At 64.3% G+C, this 25,929-nt stretch carries 24 protein-coding genes and 1 tRNA gene; 9 read left to right on the top strand and 16 right to left on the bottom strand.

Annotated features, from left to right (window positions below; genetic code table 11):
- The first annotated feature begins 147 nt into the window (after positions 1-147).
- A complete protein-coding gene (locus ACRVY7_RS05630; protein WP_005171581.1) occupies positions 148-822 on the top strand; it encodes a Crp/Fnr family transcriptional regulator in 675 nt (224 codons plus the stop codon).
- A gap of 6 nt (positions 823-828) precedes the next feature.
- Here the strand turns inward: ACRVY7_RS05630 and ACRVY7_RS05635 are convergent, their stop codons facing one another.
- The 4 genes from ACRVY7_RS05635 to sp36 all read right to left on the bottom strand — a co-directional run bounded on the left by ACRVY7_RS05635 (position 829) and on the right by sp36 (position 3,227).
- Positions 829-1,728: an MBL fold metallo-hydrolase gene (locus ACRVY7_RS05635; RefSeq protein ID WP_431816302.1), complete on the bottom strand. Its 900-nt coding sequence runs from the start codon at positions 1,726-1,728 to the stop codon at positions 829-831.
- 69 nt (positions 1,729-1,797) lie between these two features.
- Positions 1,798-2,562 carry a sulfite exporter TauE/SafE family protein gene (locus ACRVY7_RS05640; RefSeq protein ID WP_431816303.1) on the bottom strand — a complete coding sequence of 255 codons (765 nt, stop codon included), beginning with the start codon at positions 2,560-2,562 and terminating at the stop codon, positions 1,798-1,800.
- A 13-nt stretch (positions 2,563-2,575) separates the two neighbouring features.
- Complete coding sequence (locus ACRVY7_RS05645) at positions 2,576-3,052, bottom strand: RidA family protein (protein ID WP_064867288.1); 477 nt, start codon at positions 3,050-3,052, stop codon at positions 2,576-2,578.
- A gap of 10 nt (positions 3,053-3,062) precedes the next feature.
- Positions 3,063-3,227 (bottom strand): Sp36 family protein, encoded by a 165-nt coding sequence (sp36, locus tag ACRVY7_RS05650; RefSeq protein ID WP_005208255.1) that lies wholly within the window; start codon positions 3,225-3,227, stop codon positions 3,063-3,065.
- A 43-nt stretch (positions 3,228-3,270) separates the two neighbouring features.
- Here sp36 and bagA point away from each other — a divergent pair, with 43 nt between their 5' ends.
- Genes bagA through ACRVY7_RS05665 form a run of 3 tightly spaced genes read left to right on the top strand, consistent with a single transcriptional unit; the run spans position 3,271 to position 6,243 of the window.
- The gene (gene bagA / locus ACRVY7_RS05655; RefSeq protein WP_049700565.1) at positions 3,271-4,314 is read left to right on the top strand and encodes an ATPase BagA; all 1,044 of its coding nucleotides are present in this window, start codon (positions 3,271-3,273) and stop codon (positions 4,312-4,314) included.
- On the top strand, positions 4,314-5,423 hold the full coding sequence (gene bagB / locus ACRVY7_RS05660) for an ArsA family ATPase (protein WP_064867284.1): 1,110 nt from the start codon (positions 4,314-4,316) through the stop codon (positions 5,421-5,423). The genes bagA and bagB overlap by 1 nt, the downstream gene beginning before the upstream one ends.
- A gap of 7 nt (positions 5,424-5,430) precedes the next feature.
- Entirely contained in the window at positions 5,431-6,243 is an 813-nt protein-coding gene (locus ACRVY7_RS05665; protein WP_431816304.1) for an alpha/beta fold hydrolase, read from the top strand.
- Positions 6,244-6,256: 13 nt separating this feature from the next.
- On the opposite strand, the gene ACRVY7_RS05670 is transcribed toward ACRVY7_RS05665, so the two are convergent.
- The gene (locus ACRVY7_RS05670; RefSeq protein ID WP_049700561.1) at positions 6,257-6,568 is read right to left on the bottom strand and encodes a WhiB family transcriptional regulator; all 312 of its coding nucleotides are present in this window, start codon (positions 6,566-6,568) and stop codon (positions 6,257-6,259) included.
- Between the two features lie 431 nt (positions 6,569-6,999).
- On the opposite strand from ACRVY7_RS05670, the gene ACRVY7_RS05675 reads away from it, so the two are divergent.
- Positions 7,000-9,453 carry a penicillin-binding protein gene (locus tag ACRVY7_RS05675; protein ID WP_431816305.1) on the top strand — a complete coding sequence of 818 codons (2,454 nt, stop codon included), beginning with the start codon at positions 7,000-7,002 and terminating at the stop codon, positions 9,451-9,453.
- Positions 9,454-9,570: 117 nt separating this feature from the next.
- The gene (locus ACRVY7_RS05680; RefSeq protein ID WP_270484645.1) at positions 9,571-10,617 is read left to right on the top strand and encodes a metallophosphoesterase; all 1,047 of its coding nucleotides are present in this window, start codon (positions 9,571-9,573) and stop codon (positions 10,615-10,617) included.
- Positions 10,618-10,780: 163 nt separating this feature from the next.
- Here the strand turns inward: ACRVY7_RS05680 and ACRVY7_RS05685 are convergent.
- Positions 10,781-10,854: transfer RNA gene (locus tag ACRVY7_RS05685), tRNA-Pro, on the bottom strand.
- Positions 10,855-11,171: 317 nt separating this feature from the next.
- Here ACRVY7_RS05685 and ACRVY7_RS05690 point away from each other — a divergent pair.
- The 3 genes from ACRVY7_RS05690 (at position 11,172) to ACRVY7_RS05700 (ending at position 13,617) form a co-directional block, all read left to right on the top strand.
- On the top strand, positions 11,172-11,579 hold the full coding sequence (locus ACRVY7_RS05690; RefSeq protein WP_005208248.1) for a DUF7144 family membrane protein: 408 nt from the start codon (positions 11,172-11,174) through the stop codon (positions 11,577-11,579).
- Between the two features lie 284 nt (positions 11,580-11,863).
- A complete protein-coding gene (locus tag ACRVY7_RS05695; RefSeq protein ID WP_431816306.1) occupies positions 11,864-12,496 on the top strand; it encodes a lipocalin family protein in 633 nt (210 codons plus the stop codon).
- A gap of 74 nt (positions 12,497-12,570) precedes the next feature.
- Positions 12,571-13,617: an acyl-CoA dehydrogenase family protein gene (locus ACRVY7_RS05700; RefSeq protein WP_431816307.1), complete on the top strand. Its 1,047-nt coding sequence runs from the start codon at positions 12,571-12,573 to the stop codon at positions 13,615-13,617.
- A gap of 7 nt (positions 13,618-13,624) precedes the next feature.
- On the opposite strand, the gene ACRVY7_RS05705 is transcribed toward ACRVY7_RS05700, so the two are convergent.
- The 10 genes from ACRVY7_RS05705 to ACRVY7_RS05750 all read right to left on the bottom strand — a co-directional run bounded on the left by ACRVY7_RS05705 (position 13,625) and on the right by ACRVY7_RS05750 (position 25,637).
- The gene (locus ACRVY7_RS05705) at positions 13,625-14,986 is read right to left on the bottom strand and encodes a dipeptidase (protein WP_431816308.1); all 1,362 of its coding nucleotides are present in this window, start codon (positions 14,984-14,986) and stop codon (positions 13,625-13,627) included.
- Between the two features lie 31 nt (positions 14,987-15,017).
- Positions 15,018-16,043, bottom strand: coding sequence for a helix-turn-helix domain-containing protein (locus ACRVY7_RS05710; RefSeq protein WP_431816309.1), 1,026 nt, complete (start codon positions 16,041-16,043; stop codon positions 15,018-15,020).
- Positions 16,036-17,166, bottom strand: coding sequence for an AraC family transcriptional regulator (locus ACRVY7_RS05715; RefSeq protein ID WP_431816310.1), 1,131 nt, complete (start codon positions 17,164-17,166; stop codon positions 16,036-16,038). The genes ACRVY7_RS05710 and ACRVY7_RS05715 overlap by 8 nt, the downstream gene beginning before the upstream one ends.
- Complete coding sequence (locus tag ACRVY7_RS05720) at positions 17,126-18,232, bottom strand: helix-turn-helix domain-containing protein (protein ID WP_431816311.1); 1,107 nt, start codon at positions 18,230-18,232, stop codon at positions 17,126-17,128. The genes ACRVY7_RS05715 and ACRVY7_RS05720 overlap by 41 nt, the downstream gene beginning before the upstream one ends.
- Before the next feature lie 7 nt (positions 18,233-18,239).
- Positions 18,240-19,244 (bottom strand): helix-turn-helix domain-containing protein, encoded by a 1,005-nt coding sequence (locus tag ACRVY7_RS05725; RefSeq protein ID WP_431816312.1) that lies wholly within the window; start codon positions 19,242-19,244, stop codon positions 18,240-18,242.
- A 4-nt stretch (positions 19,245-19,248) separates the two neighbouring features.
- Positions 19,249-19,917, bottom strand: a complete 669-nt coding sequence (locus ACRVY7_RS05730; protein ID WP_431816313.1) for a hypothetical protein — start codon at positions 19,915-19,917, stop codon at positions 19,249-19,251.
- A gap of 167 nt (positions 19,918-20,084) precedes the next feature.
- Positions 20,085-21,497, bottom strand: coding sequence for a glutamate decarboxylase (gene gad, locus ACRVY7_RS05735; RefSeq protein WP_431816314.1), 1,413 nt, complete (start codon positions 21,495-21,497; stop codon positions 20,085-20,087).
- A gap of 76 nt (positions 21,498-21,573) precedes the next feature.
- Positions 21,574-23,538 carry a YhgE/Pip family protein gene (locus ACRVY7_RS05740; protein WP_431816315.1) on the bottom strand — a complete coding sequence of 655 codons (1,965 nt, stop codon included), beginning with the start codon at positions 23,536-23,538 and terminating at the stop codon, positions 21,574-21,576.
- Position 23,539: 1 nt separating this feature from the next.
- Positions 23,540-24,313, bottom strand: a complete 774-nt coding sequence (locus tag ACRVY7_RS05745) for an ATP-binding cassette domain-containing protein (protein WP_431816316.1) — start codon at positions 24,311-24,313, stop codon at positions 23,540-23,542.
- A gap of 7 nt (positions 24,314-24,320) precedes the next feature.
- A complete protein-coding gene (locus ACRVY7_RS05750; RefSeq protein ID WP_431816317.1) occupies positions 24,321-25,637 on the bottom strand; it encodes a metal-dependent hydrolase family protein in 1,317 nt (438 codons plus the stop codon).
- Positions 25,638-25,929: the final 292 nt, after the last annotated feature.

Consider the following 25,929-nt stretch of genomic DNA (forward strand, 5'->3'; position numbering starts at 1 on the left):
ACAAGGCCCCGCCGGAACATCAATTCAGCACGCGCAACACGGCCCCAAAGTGGCGCTAGTGACCCATCCAACACATATGCTTCAGGGCGAGAGTAGCGTTACTGAGTGCGTGTGTCGTTCACGCGGCCGATGAGAAAGGTTCCTTAGGTGGAGGAAGTACTGGCGCGGGCGGGAATTTTCCAGGGTGTGGAGCCCTCCGCTGTCGCGGCGCTGACCAAGCAACTACAGCCCGTGGATTTTCCGCGTGGACACGTGATCTTCCATGAGGGAGAGCCAGGAGACCGCCTCTACATCATCCTGTCGGGCAAGGTGAAGGTCGGACGACGCTCGCCCGACGGACGCGAGAACCTGCTGACCATCATGGGACCGTCGGACATGTTCGGCGAGCTCTCCATCTTCGACCCGGGCCCGCGCACGTCGTCGGCCACCACGGTCACCGAGGTCCGCGCAGTGTCGATGGACCGCGACGCGCTACGCGCCTGGATCAAGGATCGCCCCGAGATCGCCGAGCAGTTGCTCCGCGTGTTGGCCCGACGCCTGCGCCGCACCAACAACAACCTCGCCGACCTGATCTTCACCGACGTTCCCGGACGCGTTGCCAAGCAGCTCCTGCAGCTCGCACAGCGCTTCGGCACCCAGGAGGGCGGCGCACTGCGCGTCACCCACGACCTGACCCAGGAAGAGATCGCCCAGCTCGTCGGCGCATCCCGCGAGACCGTGAACAAGGCTCTCGCCGACTTCGCACAGCGCGGCTGGCTGCGCCTCGAGGGCAAGAGCGTCCTGATCGCCGACTCCGAGCGCCTCGCACGCCGCGCGCGCTAGTTCTTCCTACGTCGCCTTCAAGTACTCCAACTGCGCCTTGACCGACATACGTGCGGCAGGCCAGAGCTTCTTGTCGACGTCGGCGTAGACCTTGCGGACCACCTTCATGGGCTTCGCCTTCTTCGCCGAGACACCCATGTCGTCGAGTGCGGCGACGATCTGGTCGAGCCGATCCTCACGGTGCTTCTTGTAGTACCGCGCAACGGGACCCAGATCGGGATGGTCGGGGCCGTGCGCGGGTAGGAGTGCCGCGCCCTCACCTTCGACGATCAACCGGTTCAACGAGTTGAGGTAATCGCGCAGCGTGCCGTCGCTGGGATCCAGCACGGTGGTGCCACTTCCGAGGATGGTGTCGCCGGTGAGAACCGCGCGCTGGTCCTCCCACTCGACGAGAAAGCTCACCGAATCGCCGGTGTGGCCCGGCGTGTGCAGCACGGTGATCTTCAGCCCGGCGATCTCGATGACCTCGCGGTCGGCGAGAGGTGCTGCGCCACGCGAGTGTTCAGCAAGCCGCGCCCGCGTCGCCACGCCGGTGTGCTTGTGCAACGCCGTGATTGCTCCGGTGTGGTCGCCGTGCCGATGCGTGATCAGCGTCAGCGCGATTCCCGGTTGCTCCGCGATGCGCTTGACATGCTTCTTGTGCTTGCGCGGCCCCGGATCGACGACGACGCACTCGGCACTTCCCGGAGCACGCAGCACCCACGTGTTGGTGCCGTCGAGCTCCATCATTCCGGGGTTCTCGCACAACAGAACCGACGCGAACGGCGTCACCTCACGCAGCACCCCGTACGCGGGATGCGATACGCCCGAATCGGTTTCGGCGTCGGGCGTGCCGGAGGCGTCGGATGCGGTGGTGGCGTCGGATGCGGTGGTGGCGAGGTCGTCACGATCGCCTGGACTCGTCATGCACACAGCGTAATGCGGCTCACATCGGCCGCATGTGGCCGCCCTCCCACGACGACCGACCGCTGCTCCCTACTTGCTCCACATGTCGAAGCCGAGCTTCGCGACCATCACGACGACGACCGCGAGCAGCACCCACCGCACAAACGAGCTCCCCCGCCCGAGCGCCATGTGCGAACCCAATTGCGCGCCCGCGATGTTTCCGACGGCCAGTGCCAGGCCGAGCAGCCACATCACGTTCCCCTGCGCCGCGAACACCGCGAGCGCGCCGAGGTTGGTTCCGGTGTTGATGACCTTGGCCATCGCGGAACTCTCCAGAAAGCTCGTGCCGACGAGCGCCGTCAGCGTGATGATCAGGAACGTGCCGGTGCCAGGTCCGAGCACGCCGTCGTAAAACGCGATGACGACACCGCAGATCGCCAGCCCGAGAATGATCGACCGGCGCGACTTTCCCGTCATCTCGTGGGAGCCGAAGCGCGGATTGAGAGCGACGAACAGACCAACGGCGACCAGCAAGACCAGCACGATCGGGGTGAAGACGTCGGCGGGCAGCAGACCCGCGACGAGCGCACCCAGAGCGGAGAAGACGACCGCGCAGGCGAAGACCGGGGCGAGACGTCGAATATCCATCGGTACCCGACGCGAGTAGCGCCACGCGGCCGACGACGTCCCGAAAATCGCCATCAGCTTGTTGGTCCCGAGCGCCGTCGCCGGCGCCAGTCCGGGGTTGGTGATCAGCAACGCCGGGATCATGATCAGCCCGCCACCGCCGACGACGGCGTCGACCCAACCCGCGGCGACAGCCGCGACGAAGAGGACTACGACGTCGAGACTCACCAGTCGGTGGGTATCACGACTCGGGCGTGACCTCGACGATCAGCTCGACCTCGACGGGCGACGCCAACGGCAGTTCGGCGACGCCGACGGCCGAACGCGCGTGGACACCGGCTTCGCCGAAGATATCGGCGAGCAGATCCGACGCTCCATTGAGCACCTGCGGCTGGCCGGAGAAGCCCGGACCGGAGGCGACGTATCCGGTCACCTTCACGATGCGAGTGATCGAGTCGAGTCCGACGAGCGCGTCGATCGCCGACAACGCGTTGAGCGTGCACTGCCTGGCAGCACTGACCGCCTGTTCCGGGGTGACGGTGCCGTCGGCACCCTCATGGACCTTGCCCCGGAACTCGAGTTTGCCCGACACGAAGGGCAACTGCCCCGACGTGTAGACCAGGTTCCCGATGCGCACGGCCGGAACGTAATTGGCCACCGGCTTGGCTGCGGGAGGCAGGACGATGCCGATCTGCGGAAGTCGCTCACTCCAGCTCATGGAACGCTCCTCAGCCCTTGGGTCGCTTGAGATATGCCACGTGTTGTTCGCCGGTCGGACCGGGCAGCACGCTGACCAGTTCCCATCCGTCGGCACCCCAGGTGTCGAGGATCTGTTTCGTGGCGTGCGTCAGCAGCGGCACCGTCGCGTACTCCCAGGCGGTCACTTCAGTCATGGACCCACCCTATCCCGAGACACCCAGCATCTAAGGTGAACCTGTGGCCGACAAAACAGCCGACGGGGAGACACTGCCAGGCACCGCCGACGAAGCCGAGAACACCTGGCCGGACAGCGCTTCACGTGCGCGCCTGCACTTTGTCTCCGGCAAGGGCGGAACCGGCAAGACAACCGTCGCAGCAGCCCTGGCGTTGGCGCTGGCAGCCGACGGCAAACGGGTGCTGCTCGTCGAGTGCGAGGGACGTCAGGGAATTGCGCAGCTCTTCGACATCCCGCCCCTCCCACCGAACGACACCCGCATCGCCACCGCAGAGGGGGGCGGCGAGGTGTGGGCGCTCGCCATCGACATCGAGCACGCCCTGCTCGAATACCTCGACATGTTCTACAACCTGGGATTCGCCGGGCGCGCGATGAAGCGCATCGGCGCAATCGACTTCGTCACGACGGTCGCGCCCGGCCTCCGTGACGTGCTGCTCACCGGCAAGATCAAAGAGCGCATCATCCACACCGACAAGGCGGGCAACCGCGTGTACGACGCCGTCGTCGTCGACGCCCCGCCGACCGGCCGGATCGGCAACTTCCTCGACGTCACCACCGCGATGGCCGATCTGGCGAAGACCGGACCGATCCGCAATCAGAGCGACGGCGTCGCCCGGCTGCTGCACTCGGAAGAGACCGTCGTCCACCTGGTGACACTTCTCGAGGCGATGCCCATCCAGGAAACCGTCGAGGCCGTCGACGACCTGCGGTCCAAGGACGTCAACGTCGGCACGCTCATCATCAACAAGGTCAGTCCCGTCTACCTCCCTGCCGATGAGATCGACGCGATCGCCGAGGGAGTCATCGACGCCCCGAGGATCGCGTCGAGTCTCGCCGACGCGCAGATGCCGGTCTCCGAGGCCGACCTCGCGGGTCTGCTCACCGAGAGCATCGAGCACGCGACGCGCCTGCAGGCCCAGCAGGTCGCCAAGGCTCAGCTCGACGAGGTCGAGGTGCCGACACTCGAGCTACCGCTGCTCGACGAGGGCATCGACCTCGGCTCGCTCTACGAATTGGCCAACCTGCTGCAGAAAGCCGGTGCGTGATGCCGCTCGACCTCAAGATGGGCTCCGTTCTCACCGACCCCGAAACCCGCGTCGTGATCTGTTGTGGCGCAGGCGGTGTCGGCAAGACGACCACCGCCGCCGCGATGGCTGTGTACGCCGCCGAGCACGGCCGCAACGTCGCGGTTCTCACCATCGACCCCGCTCGACGGCTCGCGCAGTCGCTCGGCATGACCGAGCTGACCAACGACCCTCAGCCGGTCACCGTCTCACCGGTCACAGCAGACGGCTCCGGTTCGCTCGACGCGATGATGCTCGACATGCGACGCACCTTCGACGACATGGTGCTCGAACATTCGACGCCCGAGCGCGCGGCGGCGATCATGGAGAACTCCTTCTATCAGACCGTCGCGTCGTCGTTCTCCGGCACGCAGGAGTACATGGCGATGGAGAAGCTCGGCAAGCTGCTCGAGCAGGATCGCTGGGACCTCATCGTCGTCGACACCCCACCGTCGCGGAATGCACTCGACTTCCTCGACGCCCCGCAACGCCTCGGCTCGTTCCTGTCGGGACGCCTGATGAAGGTGCTCGTCGGCGGCGGACGCGGCGTCGGGCGCATGGTCACCGGCGCGATGAGCCTCGCGATGCGAGGTGTGTCGACGATCATCGGCGGCGACATGCTGCGCGACGTCGCGACATTCGTGCAGTCACTGGATTCGATGTTCGGCGGCTTCCAGGAGCGCGCACTGCGCACCTACGAGCTGCTCAAACAACCCGGCACCCGGTTTGCGGTGGTCGCGGCGGCCGAACCCGACGCCCTGCGCGAGGCCGCGTTCTTCGTCGACCGTCTCAGCGAGGAGTCGATGCCCCTGGCGGGCTTGATCCTCAACCGCACACACCCCAACCTGACGAGCATCTCCGAAGAGGCTGCCCACGTCGCTCTGGAACGAGTCACCGACGACCTCACCGAGGGCGTGCTCAGACTGCACGCCGCGCGCGCGGCCACCGGCAAGCGCGAACTGCACCTCCTGCAACGATTTACCGCGTCGCACCCGACGGTTCCGATCGTCGGCGTTCCGTCGCTGCCGTTCGAGGTCGCCGACCTCGACGCGCTGCACGCCGTCGCGGAAGAGATCACCGGCAGGGGCTGAACATCTGATGGCGCAACGTCGGCAGGCACGCACGCAGCCGACCGCCACGCTCCGCGGATTCGACGGCTCCTACGTCGACGTCGCAGGCCACCGCGAATGGCACGAGGTCGCGGGGAGTGGACCGGCCGTCGTCCTGCTGCACGGAGGGTACGGCGGGGCGTCGTCGTGGGCGCTCACCGCGCCGGTGTTGGTCGAGGCCGGATTCCGCGTGCACGTCCCCGAACGTCGGGGGCACGCGCGCACGCCCGACGTCGACGGCCCGATCACGTATCAGGCGATGGCCGACGACACGGTCGCCTACCTCGAGCGTCACGTCGAGGGTCCGGCACATCTCGTCGGCTGGAGCGACGGCGCCGCTGTCGCTTTATTGGCGGCGCGCGATCGCGCCGAGGAGATCACGCGCATGGTGTTGATCGGCCAGTACTACAACGACGACGGCAAGGTTGCCGACAGCCCGCTGACCGAACTTCTCGATTCCGGGAGTGCGATGGCGGGCCTGCGGTCGCAGTACGCTGCGCTTTCGCCCGACGGCGCCGACCATTTCACGACGTTCGACGCGAAGATGAAGCACCTGTTCGCCACGGAACCGCGGATAGATCTGAACTCGTTGACGTCGATCATGACTCCGACGATGGTTCTGCAGGGAGACCGCGACGAGGTGACACTCGATCACAGTTCGGCTGTCGTAGCCGCACTCCCGCATGCACGTCTGGCGGTACTGCCGGGCAGTCACATGGTGCCCGCTGAGCAACCCGACGCACTCAATGCATTGCTAATCTCGTTCCTGCGCAACGGGTTTCCCCGTTCACCCTGGGGTTGAACCCGGGGCGAGATCAGCCGACGGATACCTCGCGGCGTCGGCGCTGGGCAGCGAAGAACTCTGCCCACGAGGTCACCTCGGGGTGCTGACGCAACAACGCACGACGCTGACGTTCGGTCATGCCACCCCACACTCCGAACTCGACGCGGTTGTCGAGAGCGTCGGCTCCGCATTCGAGTTGCACCGGGCAGTGGCGGCAGATGACTGCGGCTTTCCGCTGAGCCGCTCCACGAACGAAGAGTTCATCGGGATCCTCGCCACGGCAACGCGCCCGTGCCACCCACGTCAGTCGAGTTTCGTTGGTCGATACCGCCGCTGTCGCCATGAGCCGACCCCTGTCTTTTTGTCGTTGCGCGCTGTGCGCGCCCCTTGTCGTTGCGCGCTGTGCGCGACCCGTGCCCGGCACAACGACCCTGCGTCGTTGCCGGCGAATGCTCGCCTCCCACACCACGTCACCGATTCCGCGGCGGTCGACCATTCGTAGATGCCCGTACCACTTCTGGTCTCCGTTGTTATGTGAGTCACATTCTGCACTCAATCTAAGGATCTGTGCATGCGTCCGCAACCCCTGAACCGGAGAAAACTGGCACAACCGTGCAAACTCGCAGGGAAACAGACAAAACCGCCGACAAAGACCCCATCGACTCGACGCGCCGGGTGCGGATTCAGGCCGACGTTGCGCGCCGGAGCAGACCGTCGGGCACCTCATCGGCGGGCCACGCGGTTGTCTCAGAAATCACACGTATCCTGTCCGATGTGCCGAAGTCGAAGAAGCTGTGGTCGCTCGCAGGGGCATGCGTGCTGGCCGGCGTGCTTGTTGCCGGATTGCTCTATCCCGCGGCCAGCGGCGTGGGTATCGCGTCGAACCGCGCGGCGTCGGCAGTAGAGAACGTCTCGTCGGAGTTGCTCAGCGGAACGCTGCCAGAGGTCACGACGATGACCGACGCGGCGGGGACACCCATCGCGCGACTCTTCGACCAGTACAGGTACCAGGTCGGATACAACGACATCTCCCCCGACATGATCCGCGCGATCATCTCGATCGAGGACAGACGCTTCCTCGAGCACGACGGCGTCGACTGGAAGGGCACGATCCGTGCATTCCTCAAGAACTCGTCGTCGGGCGAAGTACAGCAGGGTGCATCGACGCTGGATCAGCAGTACATCAAGAACTACCAACTCCTCGTGCTCGCCCGCACCGAAGCCGACCGCCAGGCAGCCATCGAGACGACGCCCGCGCGCAAGCTGCGTGAGGTGCGCATGGCGCTCACGATGGAACAGTCGCTTCGCGACGAGGCGAAACGAAAGGGACTCGACGACGCCGCCGCCAAGCAGGAGGCGAAGAAGCAGATCGTCACCCGCTACCTCAACGTGGTGCCGTTCGGTAACAACGCGTACGGCATCGAGGCTGCGGCACAGACGTACTTCGGCAAGAGCGCCAAGGATCTGGACGTCGGCGAATCGGCACTGCTCGCCGGCATGGTTCAGTCGAGTTCTGCACTCAATCCGTACAGCAATCCCGAGGCGGCGACCGAGCGACGCAACACCGTCCTCGACACGATGATCGTCAACTTCCCCGAGCGGCGCGCAGAGCTCGAGGCAGCCAAGAAGGCTCCGCTCGGTGTTCTCCCCCAGCCGCGGACGCCCGTCCAGGGCTGTATCGGCGCCGACAACAACGGCTTCTTCTGCGACTACGCACTGCAGTTCCTGGCCGAGAACGGCATGTCGCGATCGTCGGTTACGCGCGGTGGCTACATCATCCAGACCACTCTCAACCCCGAGGTGCAACGCAACAGCGTGCGGTCGGCGCAAGCCAACGTCAGCCCCGACGCCGACGGTGTCGCCGCTGTCATGAGCGTGATCCGGCCGGGCACCCGCTCGCACGACGTCCTGTCGATGGCGTCGAGCCGCAACTACGGACTCAACGCCAACGCATCCCAGACCGTGCAGCCGCAACCCTTCTCGCTGGTCGGCGACGGCGCGGGCTCGGTCTTCAAGATCTTCACCGTTGCCGCGGGCCTCGAGAAGGGTCTGCCGGGCAACTCCAACATCCCGGTGCCCGGCAGCATCGCAGTCGAGGGCATGGGCGACAGCGGCGGAGCCTTCGGCTGCCCGGTCAACTTCTACTGCGTCAAGAACGACGGTAAGTACCCGGCGTCGATGTCGATCACGCAGGCACTTGCACTGTCGCCCAACACGGCCTTCGTCAAGTTGCTGCAGCAGGTCGGTGTGAAGCCCGCGGTCGATATGGCCGTCCGCCTCGGCATGCGTTCGTACACGGTGCCCGGCTCATCGGGCTTCGGCGACAAGAGCATCGCGCAGTACGTCAAGGACGGCAATCTCGGTTCGTTCACCCTCGGCCCCTGGCCGGTCAACGCCATCGAGCTCTCGAACGTCGCCGCGACCCTCGGTTCCGGCGGCATGTGGTGCCCACCGAACCCGATCAAGTCGATCAGCAAGATCAAGCGCGACCAGTACGGCAACCCGGTCCTGGACCCCGACGGCAAGCCCGCGACCACTCCGGTCGCGTTCAATCCGCCCGGATGTGAACGGGTCGTGGAACCCGGCATGGCCAACACGATGGCCAATCTGATGAGCCAGGACGACAGGGGCGGCGGCACGTCCGCGGGCGCGGCAGGCGCATCGGGCTGGAACCTTCCGATGTCGGGCAAGACCGGTACGACGGAAGCACACCGCTCGGCGGCGTTCGTCGGGTTCACCAACCAGATGGCTGCGGCCACCTACGTCTACTCCGACGGCCCCAACCCGTCGGGTGTCTGCTCCGGACCGGCACGGCTGTGCGGCGAAGGCGACATCTACGGCGGCATGGAACCCGCTCGGACGTGGTACTCGGCACTCACCCCGATCGCGACGAAGTTCGGTCCGGTCAGCCTCCCACCCGCCGACCCGCGCTACATGAACGGCAACAACAGCGGTCGGATACCGCAGGTCACGGGGCTGCCCGCCAGCGACGCGACGTCGCGTCTGCAAGAAGCGGGCTTCAAGGTGAACCAGCTCGAGGTCGACAGCGGCAGGCAGCAGGGCACGGTGGTGTTCACAGCGCCGTCCGACTCGGCGATGCCCGGCAGCACCGTCACGATCTACGTGAGCAACGGCAGAAAGAACGACAGCGGCGACAGCCCCGGCCCGACACAGACCACGGTGCAGGTACCGGGCGTCGGTCCGGTGGTGATTCAGCTCCCCGGCTGACGCCGACCGGTGGGGCTCCCCGGCTTTGACGCCGGAGGGCTGAGCTCGCCGGCATGCGCTCGCCGAGGCGTGCTGTTGAGGTGGTTGGCCGACCACCGTGGCGCGTATCCTGGGTGAATGTCTGATGTCCACTCGGATGCCGCATCACGGGTGCGGGCCGCAATCTCGTCTATCGCGTCGTCCACTCCTTCGGGGCTGTTCCGTGAGCAACTGGCGTCGCACCGCACCGCGCGTGCGGTCGGCGCAGCGGCGGGCCTCGCCGCGGGGGGACTCTTCTATTCGACGGTGATCGAGCGCAACGCCTTCACGTTGCGGCACGCCACCATGTCGGTCCTCGAACCGGGCGCCGCACCGCTGCGCGTCCTGCACATCAGCGATCTCCACATGACGCCCAACCAGCGCCTCAAGCAGGCGTGGGTGTCTGAGCTCGAGTCGCTCGAACCCGACCTCGTCGTCAACACCGGCGACAACCTCGCCCACCCCGGCGCGGTGCCTGCCGTAATCCAGTCGCTTGGTGGATTGCTCTCGCGCCCAGGGCTTTTCGTGTTCGGTTCCAACGACTACTTCGGTCCGAGCCCCAAGAACCCGCTGAAGTACTTCAAGACCGATCACGAGCGCACACACGGCACCCCGCTGCCCTGGCAGGATCTGCGTGCGGCGTTCATCGAGCGCGGCTGGCTCGACGCGACGCACTCCGTACGCGAGCTGGAGGTGTCCGGGGTCCGCGTCGTCGCTTCGGGCGTCGACGACCCGCACATCGAGCGCGACCGCTACGACACCATCGCAGGGCGCCCGAACCCACTCGCGCACCTGCGCCTGGGATTGACGCACTCACCCGAGCCGCGCGTCCTCGACCGCTTCGCCGACGACGGCTACGACCTCGTGATGGCCGGCCACACCCACGGCGGACAGCTCTGCCTGCCGGGCATCGGGGCCATTGTCACCAACTGCCACCTCGACCGTTCCCGCGTCAAGGGTCCGTCGAATTGGGGCACGTCGATGAAGTTGCACGTCAGCGCCGGACTCGGCACCTCACCGTGGGCGCCCGCGCGGTTCTGCTGCCGCCCCGAGGCCAGCCTGCTGACGCTCACTCCGGTCTCGCACGGCGACGCCGAATTCGACGAAGACCACTCGCTGCCGCAGCTGGCCTCCGAGACGAGCTGACGGCTCGAGGCGGACAGCCCCGCAGAAAAACGCGATAGCCCCATAGAAACCCATAGCCCCATACAAACGAGGAGGCCCTGACCTGGATCACTCCGGGTCAGGGCCTGCTACTACTTCTCAACCACAAGAAGCTCTGTCGGATCGGGTTCAACCAGATCCGTTGTCGGGGTGGCGGGATTCGAACCCACGACCTCTTCGTCCCGAACGAAGCGCGCTACCAAGCTGCGCCACACCCCGTGTGCAACCTGCGATAGCTTACCCCCGCGACCGCCCAGCCACTAAATCGCCTGGTCAGAGTGCCGATTGCAGCCAACACGAACAGGCGGCCGCACAGCGCGAATTCAGACGCGGGCACCGGGAATCACGGGAACACAATCCGACCACCGTGATCGCCCAAGGACTCAGAACAACGCATTCTGAGACAAGGTTTGGCATCACTCCCACACAAAAAGGACACATCTGCCCCTGTGGTCACTAGTGTCCGAACCAGAACAATCACCTCTCGACCAGCGCGACCAATTCATCAGAATCGACAATGCGAAAGGTACGGGCACATGAGTAGTGAGTTCGAGAAGTACGAGGCGAAACAAGGCACCGCATTCGGAATCACCGTCGTGGCCGCTGCACTTCTGTTCGTGGCGGGCATCGTCGGAGTCTTCGCCGGTATCTCCGCGATCGCGGGCGACAACCTCTATGTCGCCACTCCCGATTACATCTACAAGTTCAACCTCACCACGTGGGGCTGGATTCATCTGATCATCGGCATCATCGCGATCATCGTCGCGGGCGGCCTGGCGGTCGGCTCCGGATGGGCGCGAGTCTCGGCGATCATCATCGCGTCCCTCTCGATCATCGCGCAGTTCCTCTGGCTGCCCTACAACCCGTGGTGGGCGATCCTGATCATCGTCCTCGACATCGTGGTCATCTGGGCCGTGTCCACCTGGGAACCCGACGTCGTCTGACACGCTGACTCCCTGACCTGCCAACTCACAACAAAGCGGGCGAGCCCTGGACAAGGGCTCGCCCGTTTTCAGTCATTCCCGTTTTCAGTCATTTGGGGCGGTGTCGATCGGCAAAAGCCCAGGTCGTCATCGAAGGTCGGTGAGAAAATGACTGAAAACGGGCAAGCCGCTGATCGGGACCGCACTCTTTGCGAGACAGACGTGGCCTGCGAACCAATCCGCCGTGTCATCGGCGTCGAATCCTGCAACGTTCCATGACCCCACCCGACCCCAGGAGTCGTCCGATGCACACGCAGCGTCCCGTCCGGATTCTCGTCGTACTCGCCACAGCACTGCTCGCCGCCATGACAGCGCTGCTGTCGATACCCGCGCCCGCACGCGCCGACACCACGCTCCAGCCGGTGAAGAACCTCGACGTCGAGCGCTACCTCGGAACCTGGTGGCAGCAGGCCACCATTCCGGCGTTTTACGGAATCCGCTGCGCCAAGGACACCAACGCCACCTACACACTGATCAACTCGACGACGGTCGGCGTCGACAACAAATGCACCAGCTTCACCGGACAACCCGACGGAATCAAGGGAAAAGCGACGGTCGTCGATCCCAAGAAGAGCAATGCCGCGCTGGCAGTCTCTTTTCCGGGAATCCCGAACACGATCAACACCGGTTCGTTCCCCAATTACGTGATCGCGTGGGTCGCGGATGGCAAGGATCCGAAGGGTCCCTATGAGTACGCGATCGTCGGTGACCCGTACCGACTGTCGGGCTTCGTGCTGAGCCGAGAAAAGGTCGTGAGCAACGAGCAGCTGCACATGCTGCGGCTCAAGACGGAGTCGTTGGGCTTCAACTCGTGCACCTTCCTCATCTCCCCCATCACGGGTGGCCGCTCGGACTACTCGCCGCTCTGCACCGTCTGATCACCCGGGCCGTCTGATCAATCCGGGCGGCGAGCTCGGCTCGAGTTCGCCGCCCGGCCGATTACCCTGAACGCGTGGACACCGCGCCAAGCCCCACCGCGCTCATCGACGCCGCTTACCGCATCGCCGACGACCTCCTCTTTCCCGACGCAGCAGAGGTCGACCGCACGGGAGAGGTGCCTGCCTCCCACTGGACGGCACTCGCCGACGCCGGGCTGTACGGCGTCGCAGCACCGCAAACAGTTGGCGGGCCCGGGCTCGAACTCACTCAGGTCATCGAGATCATCGAAGTCCTCACCAGCGGCTGCCTCTCCACGGCGTTCACCTGGCTGCAGCACCACGGCGTCGTCATCTCGCTGGCAAGCACCACCAACGACGCCCTACGCACCGAACTCCTCGACGACGCCGTGACAGGCCGCACTCGCGCGGGCGTCGCCTACGCGGGTGCCGTGCCAACACCGCCACGGATGAGTGCCTCGCGTACCGACGGCGGCTGGGTCTTCTCGGGCTACGCGCCGTTCGTCAGCGGGTGGGGCCACATCGACCTGCTGCAGATCTCCGCGCGCGATGTCGACACCGACGACGTCATCGCCGCTATCGTTCCCACGCACCCGATGTCGGCAGCCATCACGGTCTCGCCGATGCGACTCACCGCGGCCAACGCGTCGCACACCGTCAGCCTGCGCGTCGATTCGCTGCCGGTTCCCGACGCACTCGTGGTCAGCAGAGTCGCGCTCGACGCCTTCTTCGCCAACCAGAACATCGGCATCCGACTCAACGGCGCACTGCCGTTCGGAATTATCCGCCGATGCACAGCGCTGCTCGACCGCGGTGGCGCAACCGCGCAGGCACGACGACTCCGCGAGCGCGGCAGCGAGATCCGCACCCGCCTCGACACCTCACTCGCCGACGCCGACGCGTTGCTCGCCGCACGCGCCGACGGAGCGCAACTGGCCGTCGACGCCGCCGCCGCGCTCGTGGCAGCAGACGGCGGCCGCGCACTGATTGTCGGAAGCGACGCCGACCGACTCTCCCGCGAAGCGACGTTCACCCTTGTCGCCGCAAGTCGCCCCGAACTGAAAGGCCTACTCCTGCAACGCTTCAGCGGCGAGAAGCTTTAGTCGTCGACTACTCCGGCCGCACGTAGTCGCGCAGGAACAAGGCCTCCGCGATGGCCAGGTTCTCGATCTCCGACGGGTCCACACTCTCGTTGGGCGCGTGGATCAGACACGACGGCTCTTCGACGCCGAGCAGCATGATCTCGGCGTCGGGGAAGGTCTGCTGCAGCACGGTACACAGTGGAATCGATCCACCCTGCCCCTGCATGACCACGTCGCGCCCGTATGCGGAACTCATCGCGTCGACCAACGCGTCGAAAGCAGGCCCCTCGGTCGAGCCCGAGAACGGCGCCCCGATGGCCTCACGCTCGATCGAGATCTTGACGTGCCAGGGCGCGACCTCTTCGAGGTGCGCGATCAGCGCGTCTTGTGCGACCTTCGCGTCCATGCCGGGCGGCACCCGCAGGTTGATGCGTGCACGTGCTCGCGGAGTCACCGCGGCCGACGACCCGACGACCGGCGAACAGTCGATGCCGAGCACCGTGGCGGCGGGGCGCGCCCACACCATGTCCGAAATACGGCCGGAGCCAACGACATCGACGCCGTCGAGCACGGTGGCGTCGCGTCGGAAATTCTCCGCGGGGTAGTCGATACCGTCGAATTCCTGTGTGGCGTCCAGCCCGTGGACCGTGGTGTTGCCGTGCTCGTCGCGCAAGCTCGCGAGCATCGAGATCAATGCCGCCAAGGCGTCGGGAGCCGCACCCCCGAACATGCCCGAATGCATTGCCGATTCCAGTGTTTCGACACTCACGACCACGTTGGCGACACCACGCAGACTCGTCGTCAAAGTCGGTTGTCCGACAGTGCAATTGCCGGAGTCGCAGATGAGAATGGCATCGGCGTCGAGCAATTCGGGATGCTTCGGCACAAAGTCCTCGATGCCTCCCGAGCCCTGCTCCTCCGAGCCCTCGCCGATGATCTTGATGTTCACTCCGGCCTCGCCCGCGAGTGCGCGCAGCGCGGTGAGGTGGACGGCGATGTTGCCCTTGCAATCTGCCGCACCGCGCCCGTACCAGCGGCCGTCGCGTTCGGTGAGCTCCCATGCGGGCGACTTCCACGCGTTGAGGTCCATCGGCGGCTGCACGTCGTGGTGAAAGTAGAGCAGCACGGTCGGCGCGCCGGGCGGTCCGGGGATGTGTCCGGTCACGGCCTTGCTTCCGTCGGCGGTCACATGCGCTTCGACGTCGTGCACCCCGACCTCGGTGAACGCCGCAATCAGCCACTCGACCATCTCGTCGCAGTCGGGCGGTGGCTCTCCGGCGGGGTCGTAGACGGATTTGAAGGCAACCATCTCGGCGAGGTCGCTGCGGGCCTGTGGCATCAGCTCGTGGACGCGAGCGCGAATGGAGTCGACAGCCGTGGAATCGGTCATGCTTCGAGTAACTCACATCGCGGGGATCGTGTCACGTCGACGGCGCCGTACCGTGGTCGGCTTGTCGTCGCGCCTCGATGGCCGCGGCACGATACTCGCTGGGGGTCATCTTGAACTCGTCACGAAAGTGCTTGCGCAGCAACGCGGCGGACGTGAACCCCGACCTCGCTGCAATCACGTCAAGCGCCGACGAATCGTCGTGGTCGAGCAGCTCACGCACGTAGGCGACCCGTCGTGCCACGATCAGTTCTGCCGGCGACTGTTCTGAAGTGACGAAGTGCCGGTAGAGCTGTCGCCGACCGATTCCGAGCATTTCCGCCATCACGTCCGCAGTGAACTCGGGATCGGCGAAGTGCCGCTCGGTGGTCTCACGCGCGGCAGCGATGACCGCACGCGTGTTGCCGATGTGGTGAGTACCCATGTAGCCGATCGTGCTGCGGATCAGGCTGATCGCGGCCAACTCGTCCTCTTCGGAAACGGCTTGATTGCGCACCGCGGCATCGACGGCGAACGCTCGGACAAATCCCGCGGTCGCCAGACCCAACGTCGTGTCCTCGACAGTCGGCAGCATGCCACTACGCGCAGAGGTCAGGCGGTCGTCGATCTTGTGAGCCGGGATCATCAGCATCGCCGATTCGCACACGGCGTCGAAGTCGCCCACGAACGGGCTCGCCGTCGTGATCAGTGCCAGTTGATCGGACACGTAGCGTTTCGTCCTCCCGAACTGGCGAAATCGCAGCGTTCCGGCCAGGCGATGTACCGCGGCGATCACCAGCGGCGGCCCCTCCTGCGCTGCTACGTCGTCTGCCGTGCGTTCCGTGCGCCGCGGAGCAGACAGTTCGCAGAATGTGTGCACCGTCGACAACGGACGGTAGAAGACCGAGGCCATGAACGAGGCCGGTTCCGGCACGGTGACCCTTCCGAACCCGGCCGAATAGGCCGCGACACCCGGCTCACCGCGCATCAGCATCGAGGTATCGGGGCTTGCGGCCATCAACTCACGTTTCCACGCGTCGACGGCTCTGTCGTCGAGTCGCGGCGACGCAGCCTCAGTCATCGCTCGAGCCATCGTCGCGGGTGAGGCTCGCGATATCGGCGTTCGCCTGCTGCGTCAGGACACGACGTCGGAACTCCTGCGGCGTGACACCGTGGCGGGCCCGAAACCTGTTCCGCAGTGCGTTGGCCGACGGAAAACCGGAGAACTGTGCAACACGGGCGACGCTGATATCGGCCTCGCCGCTGAGCAGTTCTCGCGCACATTCGAGCCGTCGTTCGACGATCATCTCCGCAGGAGAATGTCCCGACGGCGTGAGGTACCGATAGATCTGACGCCTGCTCATATACAGCCGTCGTGCGAGCACATCTACGTCGAAATCAGAATCCCAATAGTTCTGATCGATCAGCCTGCGCGCCGCAGCCTGTGCGAAGCGTGCATCGCCCTCTTCGCGTAAGGAGCTCAGGTCGGACTGTCGGATGGCGGTTCGGATCAGATCCACCGCACTCATCTCGGTTTCGGAGTCGATGTGCTTCCCGCGCACCGCGGCTTCGCGGACAAATGTGACCAGAAAAGCCGCGATCGCCGAACCAAGTGCCGACCCCATGATGATAGGAGCCGATGATTGCCGGCCCGGCAGGAAATCATCACCCAACAGTTCTGTCGGCACCCACATGCCCAGCGGATCTGTGATGTCGAAGGATTCCGACTCGAACGGGGAGCGATTATCGATGATTGCCAGTCGATCCGACTTCCCGTAGCGGTGCGTGCGACGGCCGTGGCGGATCTGACCCGACATCGGCAGCTGCTGCGTCGCCACGAGTACGTAATCCGAGCGGTGCTGCTTGATCAGTTCGGCGGTGCGCGTCGTCGTGCACGGGGTGCGAAGCAGCGCGAACACCGACGTCACCCCCAAGGTGCGCCAGAAGACGTGCTGCTGCAGCTGCGTGCCGTGTAGCGGTTCGACCGACATTGCCGAGATGAAGTCCGACGCCCCGCTGTCGGCCGAGCAGGTGTGTCGCGGCAGGTTCTCCCCGTGCATTTCGGTAGCGCCGATACGCTGATGCCAGTCGGCAACGACCTGCGGAGTGAGCTCACGTCCTGCCGCGCCACGCACAGAACCCCCGTCGGCTTTCGGTGTGCCGTCAGCCTTCGGTGTGCGTTCGAACATCGCGCTTTCGGACATCGTCACCTGGCTCGAAATCGGTGTCATGGATCGGAATCCCCGGAGGATCGATGTGATTGTCCCAAACAGTGGATACTTCCGCTTGCGCAATCGCTCTTTCGCTGAATTGCCGGGGCGCGATGCCGAACTCGGACTTGAACCGGTTTCGCAATGTGCTGACCGATGTGTACCCCGACCGATGCGCTACTTCGCCGAGAAGTATCGCTTGGTCGCCACTCAGAAGCTCGCGGGCACGCCTGAGCCTCCGTTCGTTGATCAACCTCGACGGCGTCGTTCCCGTGTCGTCGAAATGCCGGTAGAGCTGCCTCCGACTCATAAACAATTCCTGCGCGATCGAATCCGGGGAAAATTCAGGATCTGTGTACCGGTCCTCGATCATTTCGCGCACCCGTTGACGGACAACGGGTGCGCTCGACGACAGGTGTCGTCCGAGCTGATTGCCGTGCGTAACGGTGGCGCGCAGGAGTTCGACGACGATGCGTTCGGCCTCTGCACCCACCGGCCGATTCGCGGTCGCGGCGTCGGCGACGAAGCGTTGGACGAACGCCGCAACCGTGCGGGGAAGAAGACCCGAGCTATCGGGGAGCACCGCGTCCGCGACGCCGAGCGCCTCCTCACGCACCAGCAGGATCTTCGGGTCCGTGACCGCCGTCGTCCAGAGTGCGAAGGGAGTGTGAGACGGGATCACCGCCATCTGTCCCGGCCTCAGCGTGGCCACGTCGTCGCCCACTCTGACGTGACTGCACGCGCTCAGACCGTGGACCACAACGACAACCTCGCCCGTGGTTCCCCGACCCGCTCCCGCCCCGCGTGTCAATCGGTACGGGGTGGCGAGCTGCGCGTACACGCGCAGCATCGACAGGGTCCGCTGATAGCTGAGCGCATCGAAACTGCTGGGGTCCTCTGCAGTTGCGATCGCCACGTCCGAGAACTGCGCCAATCCGCTTCGCCCCGACAGCGTGCGCGGCGCACGCCCGGGGAGTCCAACCCCGAGGCTCCGTTTCCACCGCACGACGACATCCTGGGTCAGCGACGGCCGAACGTCGCCGGATCGTATGCCGTTCATCGCCTCGCTAGCCATCGGCGACTTCTCGCGCATACTCGAGCGGCGTGATTCCATACCGCGCCGTGAAACGATTTCGAAGGGTGGCAACGGACGAGAACCCCGAGGCGTGCGCGATTCCGCTGAGACCATAGGGACCGCCGCGCGCGATCAACTCCCGCGCCCTGTCGAGCCGACGCTGCGCGATCATCTCCGCTGGGGATTCGTCGAATTCAGCGAGCCGCCGGTAGAGCTGACGTCGACTGAGATGAAGCAGACCCGCGAGCGACTCCGCGTCGAAATCCGGGTTCCGATAGTTGCGGTCGATCGCATCGGTCACCCGCCCTCGTAAGACGGCCGGACTGTCGACGGTGTGCGCTTCCCGTGACCGACGTGGATTGAGGGTGGACCGAAGGAGGTCGATCGCCGCCATCTCGGCGTCGAGGTCGACGTCGGCGCCCCGCACCGCGACGTCGTAGGCAAAGTTGCGCAGGAACACCGCCGTAGCCCGACTCAGTGGCGAGTCCTCTATCACGGGATCGGCTTCGGCGAGGTCGGCGTCGTCGACCATGTCGGCGGGCACCCAGACGCTCGCGTACTCGGCGGTCGTCATGTTGGTGATCGAGAAGGTCTCCGACATCGACAGCGCGGCAAGTGGATTCGAGTAGGTGAACGAATAGTCGCGATCACCGGAGGTCACAAAACCGTCCACGATGGAGTCTGTTGTACCGAACAGAACGAAGTCAGAGTTGTATTCCGAAATGCACTGGGCAGTCCTGTGCATCGTCGACGGCGTGCGGAGCAGCACGTAGGTGAGGACGAAGGACAGTGGACGCCAGAAGAGATACTCGTCGAAATCCTCTTCTCCGCCATGGGGTTCCAGCACAAATGTCGGCATGTAGTTCGCGGCGTCGGCGGCTCCGCTGCGGTGCAGATGCCGTGACGAGGCGCTTCCGAGTTGGGGCGATGTGCCCACCCGGCGGTACCAGTCGTGCACCCGTCCGGTATCGAATCGCTTCTCCGCGCGCTTGCCCATTCACCTACGACCGTTCAGAAGTTCGACGCGGCAGGACGATCATCGACGCGACGAAGAAGCAGACGGCACCGATGAACGTGCAACTATTCGCCAGGACGTTGTCGACAGTATTGCCGTCGGGCGTGATGTACGCACCCACTGCACTCACACCGAATGCTATGCAGCCCAACAGGTTGATCTGCCCCGACCACCAGGAGACATCGCCGGGATTCCAGGCCTTGTGGTTATGGTTGTACGCGACGAGCACGAATATTCCGCTGATGAGGAACATCACCGAGCCTGCGGCATCCGGCGACCACACGAGGTGCTTCTCCGATGCGATGTTGCGCGCGGACAGCGCGGCCGCGGTGCTGGTGTTGAACATCAGAGTTCCGAAGAATTGTGTAGCCGCCGCAAGCCATTCCGCGCGCACCATCGTCCCCGGCGAGTAGTCCACGGGCACGGTGATCGCGCCGCTACGCAGCAATTGCACCAACGCTGCGGCGGTGAAGAACCAGGCGCCGATGAAGTAACAGATGTTCGCATTGGAGGCGCCCATCCAAATGCCGATCCACGGCGCCGACCCCAACGCGAAGAGCGCGGAGCCGATCATGAAGCCCCAACACTGCTTGGTCAGCGTCGGAGTCAACAACGCGCGATGCCAGTCGGGGGTCTCCACAGCGGCAGAGGTCACGACAACTGCTCCATTCTGTCAGGTACCGAGAGCACGCGCCCTACTCCGCACCTGCTGCCGTCACGACGACGGCCCGGCTGCGGGGAAGCGGGTATCCGCTCCCCCGCAGTTGCGAGAACAGGAGGGGGGCAATGCTCAGTGATGACCGCGATCAGTAGCGGTGACGATCAGTGGTGGAAGTGCGAGCCGGTTCCTTCGCGCGGCATCGCCGTCTCGAGCTTGTCGAGGAACGCCACTTCACTCTCGATGTCGGCGAGCAGGGCTGCAGCCAAGTCGTGACTCAGGCCCGCCCGCACCACGATTCGCTGCAGCGTCCAGTCCGCCAGGCCGTCGGCCATCGGATAGGCAGGGACAAGCCAGCCCTTGAGCCGCAAGCGATCAGAGAGGTCGTAGAGCGACCACTTGTCGGTGTACCCCTCCTTGAGCTTCCACGCGAACACCGGGATCGTGTCTCCGTGGCTGACGAGATCGAACGGTCCCATCCCCGCGATGGCGTGCGAGAGATACAGCGCGACATCGATCGAGCCCTGCTGAATCGCCCGGTAACCTTCGCGCCCCAGTCGCAGGAAGTTGTAGTACTGCAACAGGACCTGGGCGCCGGGCCGCGAGAAGTTGAGGGCGAGAGTGGGCATGTCACCGCCGAGGTAGCTGCAGTGGAACACCATGCTCTCGGGCAACGCCTCGGTGTCGCGCCAGATGATCCATCCGAGTCCGGGATAGACCAGACCGTACTTATGGCCGGACGTATTGATCGACACCACGCGCGGTACGCGGAAGTCCCATTCGAGCTCGGGCTGGCAGAAGGGCGCCACCATTGCACCCGACGCCCCGTCGACGTGGATCTTGATGTCGAGGCCGGTCGATGCCTGGATCTCGTCGAGCTTCTCCGAGATCTGTTTGACCGGCTCGTACAGCCCGTTGTAGGTGACGCCGAGGATGGCGACGACTCCGATGGTGTTCTCGTCGACATACTTTTCGAGGTCGTGGCCGTCGAACACGAAGTGCTCCTCGGAGACCGGAACCCAGCGCGGCTCCACCTCGAAGTAGTTGAGGAACTTCTCCCAACAGACCTGTACCGCCGTGGACAGCACCAGGTTCGGCTTGTCGATCGGCTTGTTCTCTGCCTTACGTCGATGCTGCCAATGCCGTTTGAGCGCAAGGCCTCCGAGCATCGCGGCTTCGGACGAACCGATGGTCGACGTTCCGATCGACGAGCTGACGTCGGGCACATGCCACAGATCGGCGATGGTCTTCCAGCAGCGGTCTTCGATCGCCGCGGTCGCCGGATACTCGTCCTTGTCGATCATGTTCTTGTCGTAGGTTTCCGAGTACAACCGACGAGCTTCGTCGTCCATCCAGGTCGAGACGAACGTCGCCAGGTTCAACCGGGCGTTGCCGTCGAGCATCGCCTCGTCGTGGACGATCTGATAGGCGGTCTCGGGCAGACTCATCGAGTCCGGGATGGTGAACTTCGGATACTCGGTCGCCTCCCCCGGACGCGCGAATACCGGGTTGAGGACAATCGATTCGGTGTTGTTGGTGGTCGCACGCGCGTTGGTGTGCTTGCGTGACTTGGACATTGAGATCTCCTCGGGTTTTCGTTGTGCTTGTGGGTCGGGGGGACGTCAGAAGGCGAGGTTTCGTAGGCAGTCACTCCTACACTTCGACCGGCGGATACAGGCGGTCCATGTTGTACTGCCTGTTTCTTCGCGCGGCCAATGTCGAGACCGCGAGGAACACAATTGTCAGGCCTATGACAACTGCCAGGGCGATCCAGAATCGACTGTCGACGCCACCGACGGTGAGTTGCCTCAGGCCGGTGACCGTATACGTCATCGGGTCTACCCAGTGGATGTACTGGAACGGTTTCGTCGTTGTCGGCACGGGGTAGATACCTCCCGCCGACGTCAACATGATCATCAGGAAGGCCAGTGTGACGACACGGCCGACAGCCGGGCCGAACAACGCGTTGAACATCTGGATCATCGCCATGAACATCGCCACCATCAGAAGCATGAAACCGAAGGTGGCCCATGGGTGCGCTGGACGAAGCCCGATGGCGAACACGACGACCAGATACAAGATCGCGGCCTGCAGGACCCCGACCAGGAAGGTCGGTGCGTAGGAAGCGAGGATCACCCGGAATGAGTTGAGCCCCTGAGCAATCGGTCGCGCCTGCAGCGGGGTGAAGAGCATCCACGCGATGATGCTGCCGACGAAGAGTGCCAACCCGAAGAAGAAGGGCGTGAAGCCGGTACCGAACGTCTTCGCCTCATTGAGGGTGTTCTCCTCGAGCGCGACGGGCTGCGCAAGGGACTGCGCGAACTGCTCCTTTTGTTTCTCGGACCATTTCGGTATATCCGCGACACCCTCGTTGACCTTGCCCGCCAGTTGCTGCGTACCGTTCGCCAGTTGCGTAGTACCACTGGATAGTTCGTTCGCACCGTTACTCAGCTCGACGAGACCCGAACTGAGCTGGTTCGCGCCGCTGCTGAGCTCGTTCGCCGCGCTACGCGCAGCAACGACGTCGTTCCGCAGCTTTCCACTCTCGAGGAGGGTGAGTGCCTGCCGTACCGGACTCTGCGGATTGCTCATCTGCGCCGAGACCACGGCCGCGTCGCTCTTCACCTGTGTCAGTTGATTATTCGCGTCCGGACCGAGTCCCTGCGTCTTGAGGAAGCTCTGGACCGGCCCCAGTGCAGCCGCGAGCGCCTTCATGTTGGGATCGGTGCTCTGCGCGAGCTGCGCGACAGCGTTGTCGACGAGTGTGCTCGCCTGAGATTGGGTCGTCGACGCACTTGCCAACTGCGTCGACACCGTCTGGGAGTTGGTCCCCAGCCGATCAGCCGCCGCGGTCAGTTCGGCTGTCGAAAGTCCGCTACCTCCAGCGTTGTTCAGCGCCGCCAGGATCGGGTCCGTCGCCGAGGTGACAGCCGAGTCGAGTTCGTTCAGTCCGCCGGCGAGTTCGCCCGCTCCGTTCTTCGCGGTGACGAGATTGGTGGAGAGTTCCTGCGCGCCCTGATTCGCGGTCTTCATGCCGGCATTGAGCTGATTGACCCCAGCCTGCGCTTCTTTGAGCTTGGGAATCAACTTGCTGACATCGCTGAGCACGATATCGAAAGTCTGAGCACCCACCTGCGCGCCGACCTTGTTGACGACCTGCTGTGCCGCGTCCTGCCCCATCACCGTCGACAGGTAGTTGTTGGCATCGTTGTAGGTGAAGATCAATCGCGCCGAACGCGGATTGTCGCCGGTCGGCGACGCGACGGACTCGCTGAAGTCACTGGGCAGCGTGATGGAGAAGTAGTACTTCCCGTCACGCACCCCGTCTGCCGCATCCTTTTCCGAAACCTCATGCAAGTCAAGCTGTTTCGAGTCGATGAGGCCCTGTGCAACCTGCGCACCTGCGTCGAGTTTGGTGCCCTGCACGGTGGTACCCGCGTCGGCATTGACCAAGGCGACGGGGATCTTGTCGACCGCATTGAACGGATTCCAGAAGGCCCAGAGATAGAGCGCGCCATACATCAGCGGCATGAGGATGATGACGATGAGTGCGAGGCGGGGCATCCGGCCGCGGTAGTAGCGCTTGAAATCGCTACCCGGAGAAAACGCTGCGAGCATGTCAGACACGGTCCTCGGTCTCGAGTTGCACGAACTCATGGTCGGTCAAATTGTGAACTTCGATCACGTCTCGCACGTGAGCGTCGGGAAATGTCCCGTTGACATCTGCGGTGATAACCGTCTGGTGTTCACCGAGTGCCGCCAGTCGATCGAGGAGCTTCTTCGCACTGTCGATTCGGGTCAGCCGATCGATGCCGCCGACCACGAGAAGTGGCGGCTTGCGGATGTTTGCGACGGCGATCCGCAACATCGCCGCGGTGAGTTCGGGCAGTTCCTCCACGTAGTCGTCGATGTCCGGCAGGGAGTACGGACCGAAGACTGGTCGGCAAATTCGTTCCATGTCATCTGGCGTTGCACGACCCACCCACTTGTACCACTTTGCCGCCCAACGTATTTGCTCGGTCACAACGTCGCGCACCCGAATGGTCTGTTCGATGCCGTCGACCTCGTCGATCCACGCGACCGCCGAGCGGGAGAACAAATGCTGGGCGTTGTTGACCCTGCCGAACGCGTGCAGTTCTCCCGACGACGGGCGCATTCGACCGGCCAGAGTCAGCAGCAGCGCTGTTCGACCGCGCCCACCGGAGCCGACGAGCACCGTGACGCCACCGCGCCGAATCGTCACATCGGTCGGGCCGAAGATGTGGCCCCACGACGCGCGCACACCGATTCCGTCGGCACGCAGGAGCACCTCGTCGTCGATACCCGCGGCATCGCTGCTGCCAGTGGACTTTTCCACCGCGATGGGCGCGGTTACCGGATCACCGTCTGTCATGGTCGGCTCAGCTCACGGATGCAGCGACGGCGGGTTCGAGAACGGGCAGGCTATTCTTCACGGCCGAGCCGTTCTTCATGATCAACGAGAAGTTCTTCTCCGGGTCGGAGATGAGTGAGATGTCGGCGATGGGGTCCCCGTCGATGACGAGCAGGTCCGCCCAGGCACCTTCCGCGATGACACCAAGCGGCGCGGAACCGTAGGGATCACGGTCGCCCGCCATGGCAAATAGTGCGGCGTTACCCGATGTGAGCATCTTGAGAGCCTGCTGATTCGGGTAGAACTCGCCCAGGCGTGCGGCCATCTCACTCTGTCGCGGAGCAGATTCCGGCTCGAGTAGCAGGTCGGTGCCCCACGCCGTCTTGACCCCGTACTTCTTGGCCCACGCGTACACATCGCCTGTGCCGTTACAGATTTCGCGATTCTTGCCCGCACGGTTGGCATCGGGATAGCTGTGATCGTGCTCGAAGAACGGCTGCATCGACAACCAGATCTCCTTCTCCGCGATGAGTGCGATTGTCTGCTCGTCGGCGAGATGCCCGTGCTCGATAGAGCGCACTCCGGCATCGATCGCCCGTCGGATTCCCTCGACGGTGTAGACATGCGTCGCGACGTAGGTGCCATAGTCCTCGGCAGCCTGAACCGCCGCGCGGATCTCGTCCGACGTGAACTGCAGGGTGTAGAGCGGGTCGTACATCGACGCCGCGCCACCGCCGATGGTGAGCTTGATCTGTGATGCGCCCTTGCGGAGTTGCTCCCGCACTGCCGTCAGCACATGCGCAGGACCGTCGGCGACGCGCGTGAAACCGATCGAGTCGGTACGGCTGGGACCTCCGTCGAACGCGTACGGGGTCTCGTACACAAACGCGAAGTCACCGTGACCCGACGTCTGCGAAATCATCGCCTGACTTGGGTAGATTCGCGGTCCGTCGAACTCGCCCTTGTCGATGAGGCCCTTCACCGGAGCGGTGTCTCCGCCCATGTCCCGGACGGTGGTGAACCCGCGGAGCAACATACGACGGGCTTCGGCGATCGTGTTGCCGAAGAGCAAGCCAGTCGCGCCCATCACGAAGTCGAGGTAGTTGTTGGCATTTCCCATGAGATGGACGTGGGCGTCGGTGAGTCCGGGCATGAGAAAGCGTCCGCCACCGTCGATGACAGTCGTCGGGGTTCCGGGCGTCTCGCCAACGGGCGAGTCGGAGATGGCACTGATCCGCGATCCCTCTACGACAACATCGGCGTTCTTACGCACCGAATCACCGACAGCATCGAATACATTCACATTGCGAATTACCGTCCGCGGTGAGGAGTTCTGGCTAAGCATGGGCCAGAGATTAGCGTCGGATTCGCGACGATGTCCATCTTTGTGCCGGAGTGACACAGATCCGAACAAGAGCGGGACTTATTGCCCTAACAGGGATTTCACAGCCATTTGGCAGCAATATTTCACGCATGACAAAGCGGCCGAGGCTCTGCTGAGCCGCAGCTTGACGCCCGCCGACCCATTACGGATCGCGGCACTCATCTTCTCGAAACCACTTTCATGTTTAACGTAACCCAATCCGGTTCGAGGAGAACGGAACTTCTTGATTCCGACACAAAAAGTGAGTCATCGT

Source organism: Gordonia jacobaea, from assembly GCF_965344965.1.
GTDB lineage: Bacteria > Actinomycetota > Actinomycetes > Mycobacteriales > Mycobacteriaceae > Gordonia > Gordonia jacobaea.

What these genes read in the sequence shown, in the direction of transcription:
- ACRVY7_RS05635 (WP_431816302.1), bottom strand. Translation starts at nt 1,728, where the DNA reads ATGACGAGTCCAGGCGATCGTGACGACCTCGCCACCACCGCATCCGAC.
- ACRVY7_RS05645 (WP_064867288.1), bottom strand. Translation starts at nt 3,052, where the DNA reads ATGAGCTGGAGTGAGCGACTTCCGCAGATCGGCATCGTCCTGCCTCCC.
- sp36 (WP_005208255.1), bottom strand. Translation starts at nt 3,227, where the DNA reads ATGACTGAAGTGACCGCCTGGGAGTACGCGACGGTGCCGCTGCTGACG.
- bagB (WP_064867284.1), top strand. Translation starts at nt 4,314, where the DNA reads ATGCCGCTCGACCTCAAGATGGGCTCCGTTCTCACCGACCCCGAAACC.
- ACRVY7_RS05665 (WP_431816304.1), top strand. Translation starts at nt 5,431, where the DNA reads ATGGCGCAACGTCGGCAGGCACGCACGCAGCCGACCGCCACGCTCCGC.
- ACRVY7_RS05670 (WP_049700561.1), bottom strand. Translation starts at nt 6,568, where the DNA reads ATGGCGACAGCGGCGGTATCGACCAACGAAACTCGACTGACGTGGGTG.
- ACRVY7_RS05680 (WP_270484645.1), top strand. Translation starts at nt 9,571, where the DNA reads ATGTCTGATGTCCACTCGGATGCCGCATCACGGGTGCGGGCCGCAATC.
- ACRVY7_RS05690 (WP_005208248.1), top strand. Translation starts at nt 11,172, where the DNA reads ATGAGTAGTGAGTTCGAGAAGTACGAGGCGAAACAAGGCACCGCATTC.
- ACRVY7_RS05695 (WP_431816306.1), top strand. Translation starts at nt 11,864, where the DNA reads ATGCACACGCAGCGTCCCGTCCGGATTCTCGTCGTACTCGCCACAGCA.
- ACRVY7_RS05705 (WP_431816308.1), bottom strand. Translation starts at nt 14,986, where the DNA reads ATGACCGATTCCACGGCTGTCGACTCCATTCGCGCTCGCGTCCACGAG.
- ACRVY7_RS05710 (WP_431816309.1), bottom strand. Translation starts at nt 16,043, where the DNA reads ATGACTGAGGCTGCGTCGCCGCGACTCGACGACAGAGCCGTCGACGCG.
- ACRVY7_RS05715 (WP_431816310.1), bottom strand. Translation starts at nt 17,166, where the DNA reads ATGTCCGAAAGCGCGATGTTCGAACGCACACCGAAGGCTGACGGCACA.
- ACRVY7_RS05720 (WP_431816311.1), bottom strand. Translation starts at nt 18,232, where the DNA reads ATGAACGGCATACGATCCGGCGACGTTCGGCCGTCGCTGACCCAGGAT.
- ACRVY7_RS05725 (WP_431816312.1), bottom strand. Translation starts at nt 19,244, where the DNA reads ATGGGCAAGCGCGCGGAGAAGCGATTCGATACCGGACGGGTGCACGAC.
- gad (WP_431816314.1), bottom strand. Translation starts at nt 21,497, where the DNA reads ATGTCCAAGTCACGCAAGCACACCAACGCGCGTGCGACCACCAACAAC.
- ACRVY7_RS05740 (WP_431816315.1), bottom strand. Translation starts at nt 23,538, where the DNA reads ATGCTCGCAGCGTTTTCTCCGGGTAGCGATTTCAAGCGCTACTACCGC.
- ACRVY7_RS05745 (WP_431816316.1), bottom strand. Translation starts at nt 24,313, where the DNA reads ATGACAGACGGTGATCCGGTAACCGCGCCCATCGCGGTGGAAAAGTCC.
- ACRVY7_RS05750 (WP_431816317.1), bottom strand. Translation starts at nt 25,637, where the DNA reads ATGCTTAGCCAGAACTCCTCACCGCGGACGGTAATTCGCAATGTGAAT.